This window comes from Hyphomonas sp. (assembly GCF_036964145.1).
Lineage (GTDB): Bacteria > Pseudomonadota > Alphaproteobacteria > Caulobacterales > Hyphomonadaceae > Hyphomonas.
The window spans coordinates 222,124-241,240 of record NZ_JBALUC010000003.1 but is presented as its reverse complement, the minus strand read 5'-3'; the positions used below and the strand labels follow the sequence as shown (position 1 = coordinate 241,240).

The 19,117-nt window shown below is 55.9% G+C and carries 14 protein-coding genes; 4 read left to right on the top strand and 10 right to left on the bottom strand.

All coding sequences use genetic code 11. The features are described from left to right. The first annotated feature begins 420 nt into the window (after positions 1-420). From V7660_RS11000 to V7660_RS10990, 3 genes are all read left to right on the top strand, one after another. The gene (locus V7660_RS11000; RefSeq protein WP_335603093.1) at positions 421-1,881 is read left to right on the top strand and encodes a GMC family oxidoreductase; all 1,461 of its coding nucleotides are present in this window, start codon (positions 421-423) and stop codon (positions 1,879-1,881) included. After that, positions 1,878-2,321 (top strand): hypothetical protein, encoded by a 444-nt coding sequence (locus V7660_RS10995; protein WP_335603092.1) that lies wholly within the window; start codon positions 1,878-1,880, stop codon positions 2,319-2,321. The genes V7660_RS11000 and V7660_RS10995 overlap by 4 nt, the downstream gene beginning before the upstream one ends. A 63-nt stretch (positions 2,322-2,384) precedes the next feature. Beyond that, the gene (locus V7660_RS10990) at positions 2,385-3,614 is read left to right on the top strand and encodes an acyltransferase family protein (RefSeq protein ID WP_335603091.1); all 1,230 of its coding nucleotides are present in this window, start codon (positions 2,385-2,387) and stop codon (positions 3,612-3,614) included. A 7-nt stretch (positions 3,615-3,621) separates the two neighbouring features. On the opposite strand, the gene V7660_RS10985 is transcribed toward V7660_RS10990, so the two are convergent. From V7660_RS10985 to V7660_RS10970, 4 genes are all read right to left on the bottom strand, one after another. Continuing rightward, the gene (locus tag V7660_RS10985; protein WP_335603090.1) at positions 3,622-4,965 is read right to left on the bottom strand and encodes an HlyD family type I secretion periplasmic adaptor subunit; all 1,344 of its coding nucleotides are present in this window, start codon (positions 4,963-4,965) and stop codon (positions 3,622-3,624) included. Next, entirely contained in the window at positions 4,962-6,710 is a 1,749-nt protein-coding gene (locus V7660_RS10980; protein WP_335603089.1) for a type I secretion system permease/ATPase, read from the bottom strand. Before V7660_RS10980 ends, V7660_RS10985 begins: the two co-directional genes overlap by 4 nt. 203 nt (positions 6,711-6,913) lie before the next feature. Beyond that, the gene (locus V7660_RS10975; protein WP_335603088.1) at positions 6,914-7,885 is read right to left on the bottom strand and encodes a glycosyltransferase family 2 protein; all 972 of its coding nucleotides are present in this window, start codon (positions 7,883-7,885) and stop codon (positions 6,914-6,916) included. Between the two features lie 54 nt (positions 7,886-7,939). Next, the gene (locus V7660_RS10970) at positions 7,940-9,415 is read right to left on the bottom strand and encodes an oligosaccharide flippase family protein (protein ID WP_335603087.1); all 1,476 of its coding nucleotides are present in this window, start codon (positions 9,413-9,415) and stop codon (positions 7,940-7,942) included. Between the two features lie 461 nt (positions 9,416-9,876). Between V7660_RS10970 and V7660_RS10965 the strand changes: the two genes are divergently transcribed. Continuing rightward, positions 9,877-10,047, top strand: coding sequence for a hypothetical protein (locus V7660_RS10965; protein ID WP_335603086.1), 171 nt, complete (start codon positions 9,877-9,879; stop codon positions 10,045-10,047). A 38-nt stretch (positions 10,048-10,085) separates the two neighbouring features. Here V7660_RS10965 and V7660_RS10960 read toward each other — a convergent pair whose 3' ends face one another. The 6 genes from V7660_RS10960 to V7660_RS10935 form a co-directional block, all read right to left on the bottom strand. Next, positions 10,086-11,381 carry an O-antigen ligase family protein gene (locus tag V7660_RS10960; RefSeq protein ID WP_335603085.1) on the bottom strand — a complete coding sequence of 432 codons (1,296 nt, stop codon included), beginning with the start codon at positions 11,379-11,381 and terminating at the stop codon, positions 10,086-10,088. Continuing rightward, positions 11,378-12,523 carry a hypothetical protein gene (locus V7660_RS10955; protein ID WP_335603084.1) on the bottom strand — a complete coding sequence of 382 codons (1,146 nt, stop codon included), beginning with the start codon at positions 12,521-12,523 and terminating at the stop codon, positions 11,378-11,380. Before V7660_RS10955 ends, V7660_RS10960 begins: the two co-directional genes overlap by 4 nt. 58 nt (positions 12,524-12,581) lie before the next feature. Continuing rightward, positions 12,582-14,978: a GumC family protein gene (locus V7660_RS10950; protein WP_335603083.1), complete on the bottom strand. Its 2,397-nt coding sequence runs from the start codon at positions 14,976-14,978 to the stop codon at positions 12,582-12,584. A 71-nt stretch (positions 14,979-15,049) separates the two neighbouring features. Beyond that, positions 15,050-16,342, bottom strand: a complete 1,293-nt coding sequence (locus V7660_RS10945) for an outer membrane beta-barrel protein (protein ID WP_335603082.1) — start codon at positions 16,340-16,342, stop codon at positions 15,050-15,052. Positions 16,343-16,703: 361 nt separating this feature from the next. Beyond that, positions 16,704-17,858, bottom strand: a complete 1,155-nt coding sequence (locus tag V7660_RS10940; protein ID WP_335603081.1) for an acyl-CoA dehydrogenase family protein — start codon at positions 17,856-17,858, stop codon at positions 16,704-16,706. A gap of 26 nt (positions 17,859-17,884) precedes the next feature. Further along, a complete protein-coding gene (locus tag V7660_RS10935; protein WP_335603080.1) occupies positions 17,885-19,081 on the bottom strand; it encodes an acyl-CoA dehydrogenase family protein in 1,197 nt (398 codons plus the stop codon). Positions 19,082-19,117 lie beyond the last annotated feature (36 nt).

Sequence of the window (19,117 nt, the reverse complement as noted above, 5' to 3'; positions counted from 1 at the left end):
TGAACGCTTTCCTGGAGAGTTCTGGAGCTGTTGCAGTGTGACACAGTGCGGGACAGATGAAGGGTAAACGGTACGGGGAGGTCCCTGCCCGATCTCTATCTAGAAATCGATAATTCCACCGGTTGATTTTGGTTAGATAGCGCCACGACGTATGCCAGCTTGTTGTGCATCAATAGTGTCTCCAGTGCGCCAATTCATTGCTTTCGCTCACAACACGGTGTCCCTGCCACGGGTCATCCGTGTTCCGGAAGACGCGCGCGTGTAAAAATGCTAGATATTGAACCTGACTATTTTGGGACGATCCCTTCTAGCATGCGAATTGCAAATATAGCGCCAGATGAATATGGAATACGGGCGCAATCAGGTCTCTCTGCAGACCTGCTCTACATCGTCGCATGAAGGGGGATCCAAGGTGGGGTCATGCTGAAAAATCTGGCACAGCCGGAAACGGTCAATTTGCAGCATTTCGACTATGTCGTGGTCGGCTCCGGTTTTGGTTCGGGTTTCTTCCTGTCGAAATTGTTGGAGACGACGAGCGGCCGAATTCTTGTCATCGAGCGTGGCGACTACAATGCTCACGCTTGGCAGGTCAGCGAAAATCGCAACAGCCCGATCGACCGGTCCACCACCTATCATTCCGACAGTGACAAGCCCTGGAACTTCACCATCGGGTTTGGCGGCGGAACCAATTGCTGGTTCGCGCAATCGCCCCGATTTCTTCCGAATGATTTCCAACTGAAATCGAAATATGGTGTTGGTCAGGACTGGCCCCTCAGCTACGAAGAACTCGAACCCTATTATTGCGACGCAGAAACTATAATGTCGGTTTCCGGCGATCCGGACATGAACACTGTCGCTCCCCGTTCAAAACCTTTCCCACAGCCACCTCATCACCCCTCGACACCAGATCAGACAATGAAGACGGCGCGGCCCGACACACATTTCATCATACCAACCGCTCGGGCACGAATAGCCACAGAAGGCCGCGGTCCCTGCTGCGCCTCCCTGCGCTGCATGATCTGCCCGGCCGATGCGAAGTTCACCGCTCAGAACGGTCTGATGAACGTCTATGATGATGCGCGCGTAACGGTTGTCCTGAACAGCCGGGTTACGGCGTTTGACTCAACCAGCAATACGGTAAAAAGCGCCAGTTTCGACACGGCTGGAAAGACCTACTCGGTAACCGGTGATGTGTTCGTGCTCGGAGCGAATGCGATCCATAGCCCTGCTATCATGCAGGCGTCCGGCATGGCCGATGGCCTGACGGGCGTCGGCTTGAACGAGACATATGGCGCAGACCTGGAAATCCTGCTGAATGGCATGGAGAATTTCAACGGATCTACAATCACGACCGGTCTGGATTACAGTTTCGCAGATGGTGACTTCCGCTCCGATCGCGGCGCCGCGCTAATCTATTTCGAGAACCGTTGGAAATTTGGCCTCAGAACCGAACGCTCGAAATGGCGGCAGACATTGCCCATTTCCATCGTCGTGGAAGAATTGCTGGAAGACGGCAATCGCGTCGAACTGGGTGAAGATGGCGAACCCCTTGTCCACTTCATGGGCGCAACGGAATATGCGAAGAAAGGCTTGCAGGCCGCCATTGACGGTCTCGACGACATTCTGACACCGCTTCCCGTCGAAGAGATCGTATTCCATCGCATCCGGCGGACCGAATCCCACCTGCAGAGCACGATGCGCATGGGCACGGATCCAGCGAGTTCGGTCGTGGATGGAGATCTGATCCACCACAAATATCGCAATCTCCTGGTAGTCGGTTCCTCGGTGTTTCCGACCTGCGGAACCGGTAATCCCAGCCTGACCGTTGCCGCCCTCAGCCTGCGGGCAGCAGACCGACTGAATGCGAAGGTGACGCTATGAACCGGCACGGACTTACACTCTCACGCCGCACCATGATGCTAGGTGGACTTGGTATCGCGGCGGCGGCAGGTGTCGGCACGATCTTGCTGACCACTGATCAAGGTCATATTCGGCGCACGCTGAGGCGCCTTGTGGGCTCGTTCACGATGGACAAGGCCGAATTTGCGAACTTCGTGCGCGACTTCCGGGAAGCCGAAGCGGCGCCGTCCTTCCTCAAGGGCGCAACACTGCGGGGATTTGAACTGATTGGTCTCGGCGCGAACCTTGCTGACAGCGGCATCCCAAAACTCTCCAGCCATCAGATTGAATTTGAACGCGCCCTACTCACAGCCTTTATCGTGCGGACGGACTACACATTGCTCGATAATCCGGCATCGGAGTCGACCACATATTTGGGCTCGATGACGGCTTGTTTCAATCCGTATGCCGAGTTTATCTAGGCCTCGCAACTGCGCGGGACGGCGAAAGCAGGGCCTCGACAACACATTGAAAAGATTTGCGTTATGACATCCCAACCGATCGTTCCAAATCCTTCCACGCCCGAACAAGTGACGTTTTCGGACAGTCTAGCCAGCCTGAGAGGCACAGCAGCGTCCTTCGTTGTGATTTACCACGCCTTTTTGCTTTTCAAAGTGGCCGGCCTGGATACACCTCAACGACATGAGCTGAATTTTTCAGATCCTTTTCATATGTTGGTTCACGGCCTGATCGGATTTTTCAATGGTCCCGCCGCGGTAGTTCTGTTCTTCGTTCTGAGTGGAACGGTGCTCACACTGTCGCTGCGTCGCTCCAAGGGCAAAGGAATACTGCATCTGGCTGGATACTATGTCCGGCGCCTGTTTCGGCTCTACCCCCTGCTGATCGCGGTCACTCTTTTCGCCGCGGCCATGCACTGGTTCTTTTTTACTGACACCCCAACGGCGGCAGCTACGAGTTGGATGAACGGCTATTTCAACCACGATCCTGGCCTGCCGGAAACCGTTCTCAACGCAGTAGGCTATTCGAATAGCCTCAACTCACCGGCCTGGACCATCCGAACAGAGATCATAGCCTCCTTCCTGATGCCCCTGTTCGTGGTGCTGACGCGTCGGCCTGCACTCATCGTCGCTACGCTCGCAGTACTGCTTGCACTGATGTATGCGCCGCTGCACATCGGCCATGTGAACGTCTACCTGATCGCATTCTTTCTCGGCGCCCTGATCCCGGCTTATGGCCGCTCTGTCGCCAATCTGTATTTCCGGTTCCCGAAATGGTTTCGATACCTTCTCATTGCATGTGCCCTGTTCGCTGGTATGTTTGTCCAGAGAATATTCCGTCCCTGGATTCATGTTGACCCGTCATCGGTGCTCGTCGTGTCCCTCGCAGCAAGCTTCCTCGTGACCATCACATATTACGGTCGTAATGAAGGCTGGCTCGCCTCTAAGTGGCTTGTCTTTCTCGGGGACATTTCCTACGGACTGTACCTTCTGCACTTCATAATCCTGTTCGCATTCGCCGATCTGATCGGGCCGTTTCTGGGGGCCAATGCATCCCCCATCTCCGCCTTGGCCATGATGACGCTTATCGCTGCGCTGACCCTTGCGGTGACCATTCCGCTGGCAACGCTGAGTTATCACTATCTTGAGCGTCCGCTACAGGATCTCGGCCGAAAGTACTCCAAGCAGATACAATCTGCTGGAAAGCCTGCCGACCGGCCAGTTTCGTCAACGCAGACGGTTGCCAAAACGTTATGAAACGCGCCTATTCTTCCTTGAAGGAGACGGCCATGAAGTCTGCCAGCGGCTTGGTCAGATAGGACAGCGCGGTGCGCTGGCCGGTCTGGATCATGGCATTGGCCTGCATGCCCGGTGTCAGTTCTGTGCCCACACGCGCCATTTCTGGTTCGCTCAATTCGACCACGGCGCGGTAATAAGGTGCGATTCCATCCTGTTCGACGAGGACGTCGGCTGACACTGTTTTGAGCGTTCCTTTGACTTCGGGCGTACGGGACGCATTGAGTGACGGGAAGCGGATACGGACGGAATCCCCCGTATGCACACGGTCAATCTCGCTAGGCGAAATCCGGACGATCATTACCAATTCCTCGTCACCAGGTACAATAGACAACAAGGGTGCGCCGGCCCCTATCACGCCGTTGATCGCATGGACATTTACGCCGAATACCTGTCCGGCATAGGGTGCGACAATCTCTGTCCGGGACAATTGGTCAGCAGCGTACTGGCGACGTTCCATGATGTCCTCAATGCCCAATTGAGTCTCTTTCAGCTGAGTCAGAACCGACTCGCGATTGTCAGTTTCCAGCCGGGATATCTGCAGGCGACCTTCGGCCATGGCAGTACGAATCTGCGCAATCTCGGCCTTGTGGGAAGCCTGCTGACCGGTGAGGCGCTCCTTCTCTCGTTTGAGAGCAAGCATTCGGCTCTTGGGTGCATGTCCTTTCTCGAACAGCGCCTCCAGTCCGGAAAGTTCGTCTTCCAGGATCAGTATTTGCTGGGCATTCGACTCCATCAGATCCTTGAGGCCTTCAACACGCTCCCCTTGCTGGTCAATCTTGTAAGAGAGCAACTGGACGTCTGTCTCGCGGGCTTGGGTCCGCGTATCGAGAATTGCTTGCTGAGTTGTCATCGCACGCAGGATACGACGCTCCCCGTCCTTGAGAGTTTGGAGGAATTTCAGCGAAGGCGTCAGGTCAACAATTGCACGTCCGTCCCGTTCAGCCAGCAGTCTGGCCTCTTCTCCGGCGAGCGTGAATAATTGTGCTTCAAGACTGGCAAGAGTCGCCGCAACGCCGGACGTATCCAGCCGTATCAAGGGCTGACCGACTTCGACCACATCACCGTCCTCGACAAGGATTTCCTTCACGATGCCGCCTTCGAGATGCTGGACCGTCTTGTTGGCGCCGGACACCTGCACCGAACCGGGCGCCAGTACAGCGCTTTCGAGTGGAACCACAGCTGACCAGATGAACAGGCCACCAAACAGAACGCCAACGACCACAAGCCCTTGCAGCATCAGGCGTCGCAAGCCGAGATCGATCAGCGCCAGGCGATCACGATCTTCAAAGACAATCGGGCCGCTGGTCATGACGTCTTGCCCTTCTCGATCAGCTGGATACTCGCCGCTGACCGCTTTTGCGTCCGGAGGACCTTAGACAGGATTTCATCTCGGGGCCCGAGTGCCTGCACCTTGCCTTCATGCATCAGGACAATCTTGTCGACATGCCGAAGCGTGGTTGGGCGATGACCGACGATCACGACAGCAACCTGTTCCTCCTTGAGCAGTTTAAGTGTGTCATTCAACGCCTCATCGCCTTCATGGTCGAGATTTGCATTGGGCTCGTCCAAGATCACCAGCTTTGGATCAGAAAACAGCGCGCGGGCAAGCCCGATACGTTGGCGTTGACCGGCCGACAGGCGTTCGCCGCCTATGCCCAGTTCAGTATTGTAGCCATCGGCGAAAGACTGAATCATGTCGTGCGCATTCGCCCGCCTGGCGGCAGCGACAATCTTCTCGGAATTTGCATTTGGTTGAAGGCGCGCAATGTTGTCACTGATAGTGCCGGGCAACAGATCGACCGCTTGCGGCAGATAGCCGAGTTGTCGTCCCAGCTGATCCGGCTGGTATTCCTTGATTTCCGCCCCATCGAGTCGAACTGCGCCCAAAGCGTAGGGCCAGACCCCGGTAAGCACACGCGCCAATGTCGTTTTCCCCGATCCGCTGGCACCAATTACGCCGACAATTTCCCCTGGATCGACCGAGAACGAAATGGCCTGCAGGAAAGGCTTTTGCTGACCAGGCAAGGCTGCGAAAACATTTTCGACAGATAGCTTGCCAGTGATTGCAGGCAGCGTCATCGGCGCCGCTTTGTATTCAATATCGTCCGTCAGGGAAACGAGACGTTTGCGCGCCGCTCTTGCCCGGATAATCGAGCGCCACTGGGAGACTATTTGTTCCACCGGCGTGATCGCGCGTGCCCCGATAATGGAACCGGCGATGATAACGCCAGGCGTCGCAACGCCGCCAATGGCGAGTACGGCGCCAGCGCCAAGAAGGGCTGACTGTAAGAACATGCGGAAGGCCCGCGTGGTAGCTGCCGCCGTGTTAATTGTGTCGGATGCCTGAATGGCCGATGCGTCAGCTTCGGTGGTTGCCGTGACCCAGCGGTCCCGCACAACTTTTTGCATACCGAGCGCATGGACGGACTCAGAACTCCGCCAAGCATTCTGAGCAAAAACAGCGCCTGAATTGCTCACTTCGCCGGACGTAAGTAGCGCTGCCTCGCTCGCCTTCTGAGTATAGATGGCCAAGACGAAAATTACTGCTGATCCAAGCAAAGCCAACACGCCGAGCGTCCAGTGCATCAGGAACAGGATTAAGAAATAGAGTGGTGCCAACGGCAGATCGAATGCTGCCTTGACGGTGGGACCGGCGATGAACTGCCGTAATTCTGCCAGGTCCTTCATTGCCCGACCATCCTTTGCGGCAGAATCCCGAAGGGACCGGCGGTGGATGGCATCGAACACAAGAGGCGCCATTTCGCGCTCGATCCGCGCAGCCACATGCACCAACATGGATGACCGGATGGCATCGATCAGGGCATATCCGAAAAATAGTACTGCGATCAGCACGGTCAGGGCGATCAATGTCTGCAAGGACCCGCTAACCAGAACGCGGTCGTAAACCTGAAGCATGTAAAGCGGTCCGGCCAACATTAGCAGGTTGAGGGCAACGCTGAACCCACCGACCATGAAAATGGCCTTACGGGATTTTCGCGCCGTCTCGATCAGCGTCTCTTCGCGACCCGTCTGGTTTGGCCTTTGATGGGGCACCTGTTCACCTCTTCCACACGCCGTATCACGCGGCCTACCTGTCGCAGGCGGACGCTCGCCGCTCTCACAGATATTCCTGTGCCCTTTGGACCTCTCGTATACGTAGGCTCTCGGGAACGTCCTTTACCATACATGATATTTGGTTGAATCTCTATTTACCAAGCCTTTGAAAACAATGGCTTCTCGCAGATAGTGCGGAATTTTCAGGCCTTGGATCGCCGGCGATTGGCGCGCTCGCCCAGTTGTCTGGCCAGATTTCCAATGACATGGAGTGTGGCGGTAGGTGAAACCATCATTGCGCCAAAGGCCTTTACCGGGTTTTTCTCCCGCACGGCTTCGATCATTTTCCACCATGCCAATTCGCGTTCCGAATATTTCAGATGACCGAGGATGGCACGCCTATCCATATGGGTCAGTCCCGGATATTTCAGCATCTCACGGTTGATCCGGACAAGGCGTTGATGGTCTCTACCCGATTGTGAGTGAGAAGCCGACCCTTTTCGGCGCACGAGGTAGTAACCTTTCGCATCAACCAGATCGGCTTTCGCGCCGGACATCAGCAAGCGTGTATAAAGCTCGAAGTCTTCACCGAACCTCAATTCATCCCGGTAAGGCCGCGAAGTATCTCCCAAGCAACGCCGATGGATCAATGGCTTGATGAATCCAAGTTCGGAGCGCTCGATTTTCGTGGCATATGACTGGTTGACGAACAGTTCCGTTGTCAGCCTGACATCGCCTTCCGGCTTGTCGGGCCATAGGACGCGTTCGACCTCTTCTGGCGTATCCTCTGAACTCATCAGAAGATTGTCAGCCACCCAGTCGAGATCCTTCGTGCGAGCTTCCGTCAGAAGATCGGAGATCCGGGACGACGTCATGAAGTCGTCGCTATCGAGCGGTGTAAACCAGGCCGCGTTCGTCTGCTGGACGGCGCAATTGCGGGCTGCCGATGGGCCAGCGTTCTGTGCCTGCCGGATCACCTTCAGATTTGGAAGGGTGGCCGCCATATTTTCTGCGATATCCGGTCCATTGTCAGTCGAGCAATCATCCACAACGATCACTTCCACAGATGTGGAGTCCGGCACCTTCTGTTCGACAGCACTGCGAATGGCGCGCGCGATATTTGGGGCGTCATTATAAAGAGGAATGAGAATTGCGACCTTGTTTTCATCGAACATGTTTCTTGTCTCCAAAACTCAAGACTGAATAATAATCAGAGATCGGATCAGTCGTCATGGCATATTCCGGAGATTGGCAATCGCCAGCTTCCGATCTCCTCTGAACAGCAGGATCAAAGATCGAGTGCCTCGTTTTGCCATTGAAGGAGACGCCATCACAAGACCCCCAACATACAACACAACTCCCAGACCAATGATCGCCACGACCTTGGCAGGGTCGGACCAGTTTAAGGGAAGATGGTCAGAAGCCCACCAAATACCGGCGCCCATGGCGAGCGAGGCAACCAGAACCGAAGAGCCCGCGAGGATCTGGCGTGTGATCGGAAATCTCACGGCCTGATAAACCGCCCAGCTGCTGAGTAGCCAACCCAGGAATTTCTGGAAGGCCAAGGCAATCATGACCGCTTCCAGACTGATCCGGGAGGCAAAGGGCAACATCAGAACAAGCACGAGCAAGGCAAATACGCTTACTTTCAGCAGGAGTCCGGGCTTTCCGACCCCCCGGAGCACTCCGCCATTGAAAGCGGAGGATGGCAAGCGAATGCCCATCAGCATGGATATCTGAATAGCGATAATCGCATCATTCCATTGTGTCCCCAACACGACTGGAACAATCACAGGCGCTGCCGCTGCTGCCCCGATGAATGCCGGATAGGCTATGAAACCCGCGAGCCAGATCGCGGTAGACATTGTTTTATACAGGGTGGGAAGATCATTCTGGGTCTTCGAGGCGACAGGGAATGCCACTGCACCGAATGGAGATACCAAGGCCTGCATGGCCTGGTTCTGGATCCTGATCGCAAGGTTGAACATGCCGAGCGCAGCCGGCCCAAGGTACAGCCCCACGAAAAGACGCGGTATACTGATATCCCCGGCAGCAACCAGTCTGAGTCCGATCGATGCCAGCTTGAAGCGAAGAAGAGATCGGAACTCGTATATATTCGTACGGAAGGAGGGCCACCAATTGGCAAAATACAGGAAAGCCAGCATCCTCACAAAACGACGGGACATTTCCATCGCGACCAGCGCCCACGCATTCTGGAAGATAACCGCACTGCTAACTCCGACAATAGCGCCAACCACGTAACCAATCACGTCAACAATGGTGATCTCACGAAACCGCATATGCCGTTGCAGCAGCGCGGCTGGCACTGCGCTCAGTGCGCCCATGAACAGCACCACCGACATGGCGCGGAGATAGTCACTCAGTGACGGAACATCGAAAAGCGTCGCAATGTAGGGCGCGCCCAGTTGGATGAGACCAAAAAACAGGGTGGCGAAGACGAGGGAGGACAGGAAGACCGAGTTGGAGTGCTCTGCTTTCAGGTCCGTTCGTTGAATCAGCACTTCGTTCAAGCTGTCGCTTGAAAAAACTTCAGGAATGACCAGAACAACCAATAGGAAACCATAGACGCCAAAATCCTCGGGTGTGAGCAAGCGCGCAACTACGATAAGTGAAATCAGGCCACTCAGTAGCCCCAGCCATTTGCTAAACGCCACCCAAATCGCAGCCTTACCGGCAGATTTCATGAGGCCCGGCGATCGGCCCGAAGGAGTTTGATCAGAAGTAATGGCAGATGTTCCCATCCAAGCTTAACGCACTCATAGGCTAGGGTCCGGCTTTCTCCCTTGCAAGGATGGTGCCCTCACGCTGCAAATTCTGCCAATTGCGCTGTGAAGCACCCGCTGTGGAAAAGTCGGGATTTTCTCGTGGCAGATCCAGAACTACCTTAACAGATTCATCTCCCTGGACACATGTTCTCTGGCGCTCGCTGTCTCTGCTCCGGAATATGCTCGCAGTCGGGGCGGTCGGACTCTGCGGAAACGCCGGAACACTGTCCCAAATCAACCACATTGATGCCGGATTCGCCCTCGAAACTGGGTGAATAATTACGGGAGAAATCACCTGTCCGTTTAAGCAGGCTTTAACAGTTGGACGCCACAAACAGAATATGCGCGAAGCAAATTCGTCTCTGGCAAGGAATCCATCGATGATGCATCTGGCTACAGAGCCTACTACAGTCCGGACTTACGAAAGTGACGGCAATGCCGACATCGAGAATTTCGGCAAATGGCCTGTCTGGCTGCGCATTGTGCTGATTGTCGGACTGAGCGCATCCCTGTGGACCGGTATTATCCTGTTCATCACAGCCCTGCTCTGATCAACACTGTCTCTTTCGGGTAGCCACGCTGATCAGGCTTAGGCATATCCTGCATTCGAATTCACATATACCGGCGCCTTGCCAATATAAGTTCTCCGAATGGGCGATAGGGTTGCCAGTGCGCCGAGATAGAGCAGGTTGAGCGGCGTGTTGAAGCTTGCCCAGGCCATTGACTCCGTGAACGTTGAAATGAACACGATCGCGCCAAATATCAGCAGGGCCGACATTTCTAGGGAAGACTCCTGAAAGAACTGGCGGAACAAGCGATAACCGCACCAGGCCCATAGCAGAAAATAGAGGCCAAGCCCGATATAGCCGAGGTGTACGCGCACTTCGAGATAGGCGTTATGGAAGGTCAATTTCGTTCCGTAGGGTTTGAAGTCCATTTCATTGATGGACTGTGCAGCACCGTTAGCGGGGTTCCAGAACCCCTCCAGCCCCAACCCGATGATAGGGTTTTCCTCGGCAGCAAGTCGGCCGGCTGACCAGATATGCGTCCGGCCGGTAAAGGTGGTGTCCTTGCCGAGCGCCCCCAGAAAGTCTGTCAGATATGTCTGGTTGGTCTGATTAAGCACGATCATGGCAACAAGCAGGATCACACTTGCGCCCAGAATGAAGATGATGGACCTCAGGTGGCGCACCTTGCTGACGGATACCCAAACGAATTTGACTGCGAACAGGCCGGCAATACCGACCGCCGCAAAGACCAGGGCCGTCGCCGAGGGCGCCCGCAACATGAAAATCAAGGCGATGGGGAAGATCAAGGCGGCCAACACGCGGGTCCACGGCCAGGACTTCTCGTTCAGCAGGATCATCAAGCTGAGCAACGCCACAAACAACATCTGCTGTGCGAAATAGTTCTTCTGCGGATATGGCCCACCATACGGCATCGTATCGTAGAACGGCACACAGACAATGATGGCCATTACGCCCGCGAAGAACATGCATCTGAGGATTGTCGAAATATCATATCTTGTAATGATGATGACTGCGACCAGAGGAGTCAGCAAATAGAGCGCGCCGCTCCTCACCGCGGCCCCCATATAAGGCGACCAGAGGACGGATATCAGACCAAAAACCGGAAGCAGGAAAAGTGGCCACGCCTTTAATACGATTGGAATGACCTGCTCCTTATGAAGAGCGAAGAGCCAGAGGAACCACAGAACCAGCAAGTAACGCAGCGGCGTCTCAAGCGGCAACGGTACGAAGGAATTCAGGAACCAGAGGGAAATTAGCGCCTGCTCCCAATAGGGAATCTTCCTCGGCTCTTCATAGACCTTTGCCATGACGAGAGAGGAATCGCGATCCGTTGGAATGCGGCTTACTATGTTCATGCCGCAACCTCTTGGCGAAGGCTGCTGGAGATCACGTTTCGCATGAATCCTGCTGGCTGCACGAAGAGGTCTTCCGGCAAGCTGGCAAGGCGCGCGGAAAATGCGGCCACGTCGCGCCGATCCTTCAAAATGCGCCCTATCAGGTCTGGAAGCGATTGCTCCAGAGGTTCAGCAATCACGAAACCGCAGTTGTTTCGCTCAATCCACGCGGCGGTTTCGGTACCAGCAGGCGCAATTGAGGGGGTCACGTAATAGCCGCCCTCATAAATGCGGTTCGGCAACAGCCATACCGAATTATAGCCTGCTTCCATGAAGTCGCCTGCCCAGACCAGATCCAATGACGCATAAATGTCTGCCAGGTCCTCAGGTGACCGGAATTTTCCGAAGAAGGTCATATTGGGACGCCGGTCGATTTCCGGTTCGAAAATGGGAATCTCTGTGCGGGCGGGAATGCCGTGCAGGCGAATTTCCAACGAGCCCGGGAATGCGTCAGCGAGCGCACATAACAGGTTCAGGGAGCGTTGGCACCGCAGCATACCGACCCAGCCCAAGACGAGCTTGCGATCCGCAGGTGCATCTGCCGAATCGGCAGCGTTAGGCCGCGGCCCAAAACCACTGTCCGCACTCAAACGGTTCTCCACCACATAGGCCGTAAAATCGCCTTGGTAGTGTCGCTCGAAATGGTTCTTAAGGAAACCCGGCGAGCTGACGACGAGGGCCCTGGTGCGTTTGAGCAGAGAGCGCTCAAGGCCGCGGAAAATCCGGCCCACAACATCGCCGCGCGTCAGCAGGCGATGCACATCGAGGCTCTCATAGATAACCGGCGTCTTCAGGCTGGTATAACGCTTTGCCAGAAAGGCACACGCCAGCATATCGAGATTCCGCGCATAGATGACATCAGCTTGCTGCAGTAAGTCTCTTTGCGCGGCTGCCTTCCGCGCGCCTGCGAAAATCTGCTTGATCCGCTGGATGAAGGCACCGTCCCGGGTCATGCCGAGATCCACATTTTTCCATTCCGGCGAAACATCGCGACGATGCATCATGAAGCCCACCACATTCATGCCATCGCCGGTGAACGATTTCACCCGCCGGCGCACGGCGGCATCTGCCGCATCGTGTCCGAAGAAAGCAATCGTCGTCATCGCTGGGTCCAATCCGCGGTGGGCAGAAGGGTCATCCCTGACCATTCCGGCTCACGCCTCAGTTAGCGTCAATCTTTTCAGGAGACTCGGTGCTGTGCTCAGCCAGGCTCGGGGGCGTCTGGATCGCCGTCGGGCGGATTTCACCCTTCTTCGGCTTGTTCGAATCCCGGCGCATGAAGCCGAACAGAGAAGGCTTCGTCTCCATCTGGTAATATTTGCGGTAGGCATCATACCCGGCGCCTGGGTCGCTGTAATGACGCCGGCGATTCAAGTTCACCATATTGAGCGTCACCCCCAGCAGATCTGCCTTGAACGAGCGCAAAAGGGCCAACGACTGCCGGGCGGCCGAACGAGTTGTATGACGCCAGCGTACCACAAGGATTGCCTTGTCGGTTTTGCCCGCCACCACGCGCGCCTCTGCCATCAGCAGCAGCGGGCCAGTATCGATCAGGATCAGGTCATACATGGATCGCAGGCGGACAAGGAGATCGTCGAACGCGCGCGTGCCGAATACGTCGTGCGGCGTATGGCCCGTCAGCGACAATGGCAGGATATCCAGCATGCTCTTCGGATCCTTGGAGATCGCGTCGGAGAGCTGACCCGCGCCAAACAGATATTCGATGAAGCCGATTTCCGGTTTCAGCCCGGCCGCATCTGTCAGCTGGCGTCGACGGAAGTCACCATCAATGACCAGCGTGCGTGCGCCGGACATGGCCGACATGCGGCCGAGGGCCAGGGTCAGACTGGTCTTGCCTTCATCTGGCAAGGACGAGGTGATCGCCACCGTCTTGGTTTCGCTGTCGAGATCGGAGAAGGCAATCGCAGCGCGAAGGTAGCGGATACTCTCGGCAAATGCCGACAAAGGATTTTCGATAAGGTAATCTGCGGGATTGGTCTGCGAGAAGCCAAGCGCATTCGTGGTTCGGATCAACGGAACCGTTCCGATCGCGTTCTGGGCAAGCTTCTTCTCGATATCTTCCGAAGATGAAATCTTCATATCGAACATTTCAGCCATGATGGCGAGCGCACCACCCAACAGGCCGCCAAGCACTGCCCCAATAAGCAGGTTCAGCATTGTCCGAGGTGAACTGGGGTATTTTGGAACGGAGGCTTTCGAGAGAATAACGGCGTCGGGCTGGACAAGGCCATCCTGTTCGCGGGTTTCCTTCGACCGGGAGATGAACTCCTCATACAAGACGCGACTGGTTTCAGCGTCACGCTCAAGCTCGCGCAAGCGAACCATGGCAAGACTGTTGCCACGCAGCTTAGAATTCGAATTGCTGATCTGGGACTGGAGCCGGCCCACTTGATCCTGACGAACACGTACCTCGTTCTCCAGATTGGTGGCAATGCGATTCATCTCGTTTTCGATCTGGCGCTCGATGTCTGCCTGCTCTGCCCGCGCGCCGATCAGTTCGGGGTGCTGAGGGCCCAGGCGGGTCTCGAGATCACCAACGCGACCACGAATGGTGGAGAGCTGCTGCTTCAGGTTGGTGATAAGCGGGGATTCAAGAACTTCCGAAATCCCCTCGACCCCGGAGCCGCTGTTGATCTGGCGACGCATGCTGTCATAGCGCGAGCGCACCCGGTTCAATTCGACTTCAGCCTGCGTTTTCTGCGTGGTCAGATAGGCAATATTCTGCTCGGTGAGCGTGTTGCCCATGGCGGTTTCCATGTCATTGTCAGCAATGAACTTGGCAACGCGGTTTTCTTTCTCTTCGACTTCCTCGCGCAAGGCAAAGACCCGATCCGACAGCCATTCCGTGGCCCGCCGCGTTGCATCCAGCTTGGTTTCCAGCTGTTGCACGCGGTATTGGTCTGCGATCGCATTGGCAAGACGGGCTGCCGTCTCAGGAGACGTGCTCGTAACCTCGACATTAATCAAATAGGTCGTGCCAACCCGCGAGACGCCCACGCGTCCCATCAGCGTCCCGACGACGCTATCCAGGATCGCGCTATCGCGCTCATCGACACTCATACCCTCAAACGGATCGACTTGGCGTGTATCCATGCCGAGCAGCGACTTCACTTGGTTCTTCATCTTGCCGAGAGCGCTGGGTTTGCGTTCCCGAAGGGTCCAGTTGAATTCCGGATCCTCCGTGAGCTTCTGCTTGACCGCAACCTTCGTCAGGAGCGATTTCGACTTCATGATCATCACTTCGGTGTCGATCACCGCCGTGCTGACCGCGAGACCGCTGAGAACGCTGCCCAGATCAATCACGTTTTGCTGCTCGGTGTCCAATTGGACAACCGAACTCGATTGGTAGAGAGGCGTCTGGTTGAATGTCGAATAGGCCACCAACGTGAAGACTGCCAGAAAGCTCAGCGCAATCAGCCAGAAACGGCGATATACTGCCCCCAGCAGAGATTTCAGATCTGTCGGCATGTTGTTATCTTCGGTCTCCGCTTCGGCGGGAACCTGGGACGGGAGTTCAAAACTGAATGTCTTGGTCAAGATAATATACCGCTGGTTGGGGTTGGCAGCTTGAAGACGACCGGCATGAAGACCGGTCGCCTACGATCAGGTTACGGATAGATACGGATGGAGACGCCCAGAAGATTGGCTGAGAAGCTCTCATCACCGACGAATGCCTCACCACTCCGGTCACGATCCACGCGACGGGCAAATGCATTCAGGTGAACCCGCTTGTTCATCTTGTAGGTACCGATCACACCGAATTCGGTGATGTCATCATCCCGGTCGGTTTCGTCATACTCATAGCTGGTGAGTTCGCCGTACCCTGACAGGATGATATTCCGGTAGAGTTCATGATCCACGCGGGCGCCCAGAGTTGTCTCGATAGAACTTGCACTGGTCCGGATACCGCTATCTACCGTCCGGCGAGCGCCCTTGAAACTGACTGTGGTCAGGCGGGTCGGGAACCATTCGACATTGGCGTCCAGCGCCAGACCATCGGTGTCCTCATAGAAATCGTCATCCTTCTCTTCGGAAAGAATACCAACAGCCACATCGCCGCGGATCAGCGAGTTCAACTCGAAGTCGACACCACCGTAGACAGTGTAGGAATCCGAATCCCGGGACCGCTCCACTCCGTCGACGAGGAGCGTGTTGTCGTATTCGCGCTGTTGGATCACGCCTTGGCCGAAGACGGCCACGTTCGGCGAGATGGCATAGCTGAGGCGCGAATTGAACAATGTATCGGACCGATCACGGAAATCCTGATCGATTGGTGCGCCTGCAAGGGACACTGCGTCATCATAATCGACTTCCGCGAAAGTTGCAGAGTTCGTCCAGCGAATACGGTCATTGGTATAATTCGCGCTCAGTTCGACGCCGGCACGTGTGAACTCAATCGGTTCGCCCAATCCGGATGTGTTGGATGGGTCGGACCGCTGATCGGTGGACTGCTGGTAGAACACCGATCCGCCAAGGGCGACTTCGCGTGTGACGTCCAGACGGCCCCGCAGTTGTGTGCTGACCTCATTGGCCGACTGGTCGCTGAAATCCTGATATTCATCACGGCTGACCGAGACGGAGGCAGCAACTTCGTGAACGCTCCAATTCGTACGCGCGGCAACGTCTGCGCCGATCCGGGCGATGACATCGGATTCCTCATCCTCACTCGTACCCAGTGCGTTGCTGGTATAGCCAAGACCAGCAAACAGGCTGGAATTTACCGTGAATGCCCCAAGCCGAATGGGCTCCGGATCATATTCAGGCTGCTGGCGGTCCGTGACCGCTTCGTACTTGTCCCGGCTGTAGTAATCACTCGACTGAGCGTAGGCAGCTCCAGACATCGCCGTGATCAGAGCGCCCGTCGCGACTCCAGCAAGGCTCACCCGCTTAGTATACAACATTTCCACCTCTTCCCTGGATTATGTAATCCGGCTGCTCGAACCGGCATGTTTACCAAAGGTCCCAAAGCAAGACCCATACCACTTTTCTAACAAAGAGTGAGGGCTTCATAGGGGAATACGATGTCAGTCAAGTAATCAAAGTCGGGCAAATTGGAGCGAATTGACGGGCAATTTTGCCCGCAGCTCCGTATTGACGTGCGCATACCCAAAATATTCTCCCAATATATCAAGACACAAGAAGAGGCCCGAAACGCTGCAAGTGCGTCTCGGGCCTCGAAGCCGGGCTAAATCCGGCGAATATTAATTATTAAATAGCCCTGGGCGTCAGTATTCAGACTGCCCAGTTACTGGACTCCGGAGCCTATTCCGCTGCTGCCGGAAGATCCATCTCCGTCAAGGCGGTGTACCGCTTCAGGTGATGATCAACATTGCCGAACTCGGAATCGATCATGGTCAGGCGCTTGAAATAATGTCCGACAGCCAGTTCGTCCGTCATGCCCATGCCGCCATGGATCTGGATAGCTTCCTGGCCGACAAAGCGGCCCGCCTGGCCGATACGCACCTTGGCAGCCGAAGCGGCCTTCTTGCGCGTAACCTCGTCCTCGTCGATCTTCAGCGTTGCCATGTAGGTCATGGAGATCGACTGCTCATGCTCCATGAACATGTCGACCATACGGTGCTGCAGCACTTGGAACTTGCCGATCGGCACACCGAACTGCTTGCGCTGGCGCGAATATTCCACGGTCATTGCATGCGCCACCTTCATGGCACCGCAGGCTTCTGCGCAGATGGCGGCAATGGCTTCGTCGGTTACCGTTTCGATCAGCGGCAAACCATTGTCGACTTCGCCAATTACGGATTCCGCACCAACCGACACGTTCTCGAAATACACCTCCGATGCGCGACGGCCGTCGACCGTCGGATAATCGCGGGTGCTGACACCCTGTGTATCCTTGGCGACAACGAAGACCGAGACGCCCTTGCTGTCACGGCGGTCACCCGATGTGCGAGCCGTCACGATAAAATGGGTCGCCCATGGCGCGCCAATGACAACAGCCTTGTGTCCGTTCAGGACAAAGCCGGCGCCGTCTTTCTTGGCTGTGGTCTCGAGGTCAGCCAGATTGTACCGGCCGCGCGGCTCTGCATACGCAAAGGCGAAGATCGTCTCACCCGACATGACGCCGCTGAGATACTCTTCCTTCTGCGCGTCATTGCCGCGCTTCAGGAACCCGCCACCGCACACCACGCTTGGCACGTAAGGCTCAACGACGAGCCCTTTTCCGAACTCTTCCATCACGACCATTGCGTCAATCGGACCACCGCCGAGCCCGCCATCCTCTTCGCTGAACGGCGCCATCAGCAGGCCCAGTTCTGCGAATTGGGCCCACATTTCAGGGCGCCAGCCGGATTCGGACTCAATCACCTTGCGGCGCGTGTCGAAATCATACTGTTCCCGGATCAGCCTGGAGAGGCTGTCGCGGATCATGCCCTGCTCTTCAGTAAAATTGAAGTCCATCTTCTATCCTCCCTGCCTCGTGTGCCTTAAAGGCCGAGGATCATCTTTGAAATAATGTTGCGCTGGATCTCGTTGGACCCACCGTAAATCGATGTCTTGCGCATGTTGAAATACGTTTCAGCCGCGAAGTTCGCATGGTCAGGACCAACGCCAAAGCCTTCATTGCCGGCATTCTCCATGCCGTAGCCATAAGGCGCGCCATAGTTTCCGACGGCTTCAAGTGTGAGCTCGGTCAGGCGCTGCTGGATTTCCGTGCCCTTCACCTTGAGGATCGAGCTTTCAGGCCCCGGCCCCTTGCCAGCGGCTTCGGACGCCAATGTGCGGAGTTCCGTGAACTCGAGCGCGGTCAGGTCGATTTCCAACTGGCTGATCTTGCGCGCAAAGTCCTGGCTCTCGATGAGCGGCTTGCCGTCCACAAGTTCTTCCGACGCGATCGTGCGCAGGCGCTCAACGCCCCGCTTGGAGCGGGCCACGCCAGCAATGCCGGAGCGTTCGTGCGCAAGCAGGAACTTCGCGTAGGTCCAGCCCTCGTTTTCCTTGCCGACGAGGTTTTCGACCGGAACGCGCACGTCCGTCAGCCATGTCTCGTTCACTTCATGCGTGCCATCGATCAGCTTGATCGGCTTAACTTCGATACCTGGTGTCTTCATGTCGACCAGGATGAAGCTGATACCTTCTTGTGGTTTCTTCGCGTTCGGATCCGTGCGGCAGAGGAAGAAGCCCCAATCGGCATGCTGCGCCAGCGTGGTCCAGGTTTTCTGGCCATTGATCACATAATGATCGCCGTCGCGTACAGCCGTCGTCTTCACGCTGGCCAGGTCGGAACCGGCGCCAGGCTCGGAATAGCCCTGACACCACCAGACTTCGCCGGACTGAATACCGGGCAGATGCCGTTGTTTCTGCTCTTCACTGCCGAAGGTGTAGATAACCGGAGCAACCATTGCCACGCCGAACGGCAGCGGCATCAGCGCATCAACGCGAGCATTCTCTTCGGACCAGATGTAGCGCTGGGTGGAAGTCCAGCCAGTGCCGCCATATTTCTCGGGCCATGCCGGTGTGGACCATCCCTTTTTACCAAGCACTTTGTGCCAGGCGAGGAATTGTTCGCGCGTGAGATCCTCACGCGTTCCGATACCTTCCAGTTCCTTGGGATAGTTTTCGCGAATGAATTCGCGAACCTCATTGCGGAAGGCAATTTCTTCCGGCGAAAAATCGAGATTCATGACGGCTCCTCACTGTGCGCTTGATGCGCATCGTAC

Coding starts and splice junctions, on each gene's coding strand:
- V7660_RS11000 (WP_335603093.1), top strand. CDS start 421: ATGCTGAAAAATCTGGCACAGCCGGAAACGGTCAATTTGCAGCATTTC.
- V7660_RS10995 (WP_335603092.1), top strand. CDS start 1,878: ATGAACCGGCACGGACTTACACTCTCACGCCGCACCATGATGCTAGGT.
- V7660_RS10990 (WP_335603091.1), top strand. CDS start 2,385: ATGACATCCCAACCGATCGTTCCAAATCCTTCCACGCCCGAACAAGTG.
- V7660_RS10985 (WP_335603090.1), bottom strand. CDS start 4,965: ATGACCAGCGGCCCGATTGTCTTTGAAGATCGTGATCGCCTGGCGCTG.
- V7660_RS10975 (WP_335603088.1), bottom strand. CDS start 7,885: ATGTTCGATGAAAACAAGGTCGCAATTCTCATTCCTCTTTATAATGAC.
- V7660_RS10970 (WP_335603087.1), bottom strand. CDS start 9,415: ATGAAATCTGCCGGTAAGGCTGCGATTTGGGTGGCGTTTAGCAAATGG.
- V7660_RS10965 (WP_335603086.1), top strand. CDS start 9,877: ATGATGCATCTGGCTACAGAGCCTACTACAGTCCGGACTTACGAAAGT.
- V7660_RS10960 (WP_335603085.1), bottom strand. CDS start 11,381: ATGAACATAGTAAGCCGCATTCCAACGGATCGCGATTCCTCTCTCGTC.
- V7660_RS10955 (WP_335603084.1), bottom strand. CDS start 12,523: ATGACGACGATTGCTTTCTTCGGACACGATGCGGCAGATGCCGCCGTG.
- V7660_RS10945 (WP_335603082.1), bottom strand. CDS start 16,342: ATGTTGTATACTAAGCGGGTGAGCCTTGCTGGAGTCGCGACGGGCGCT.
- V7660_RS10940 (WP_335603081.1), bottom strand. CDS start 17,858: ATGGACTTCAATTTTACTGAAGAGCAGGGCATGATCCGCGACAGCCTC.
- V7660_RS10935 (WP_335603080.1), bottom strand. CDS start 19,081: ATGAATCTCGATTTTTCGCCGGAAGAAATTGCCTTCCGCAATGAGGTT.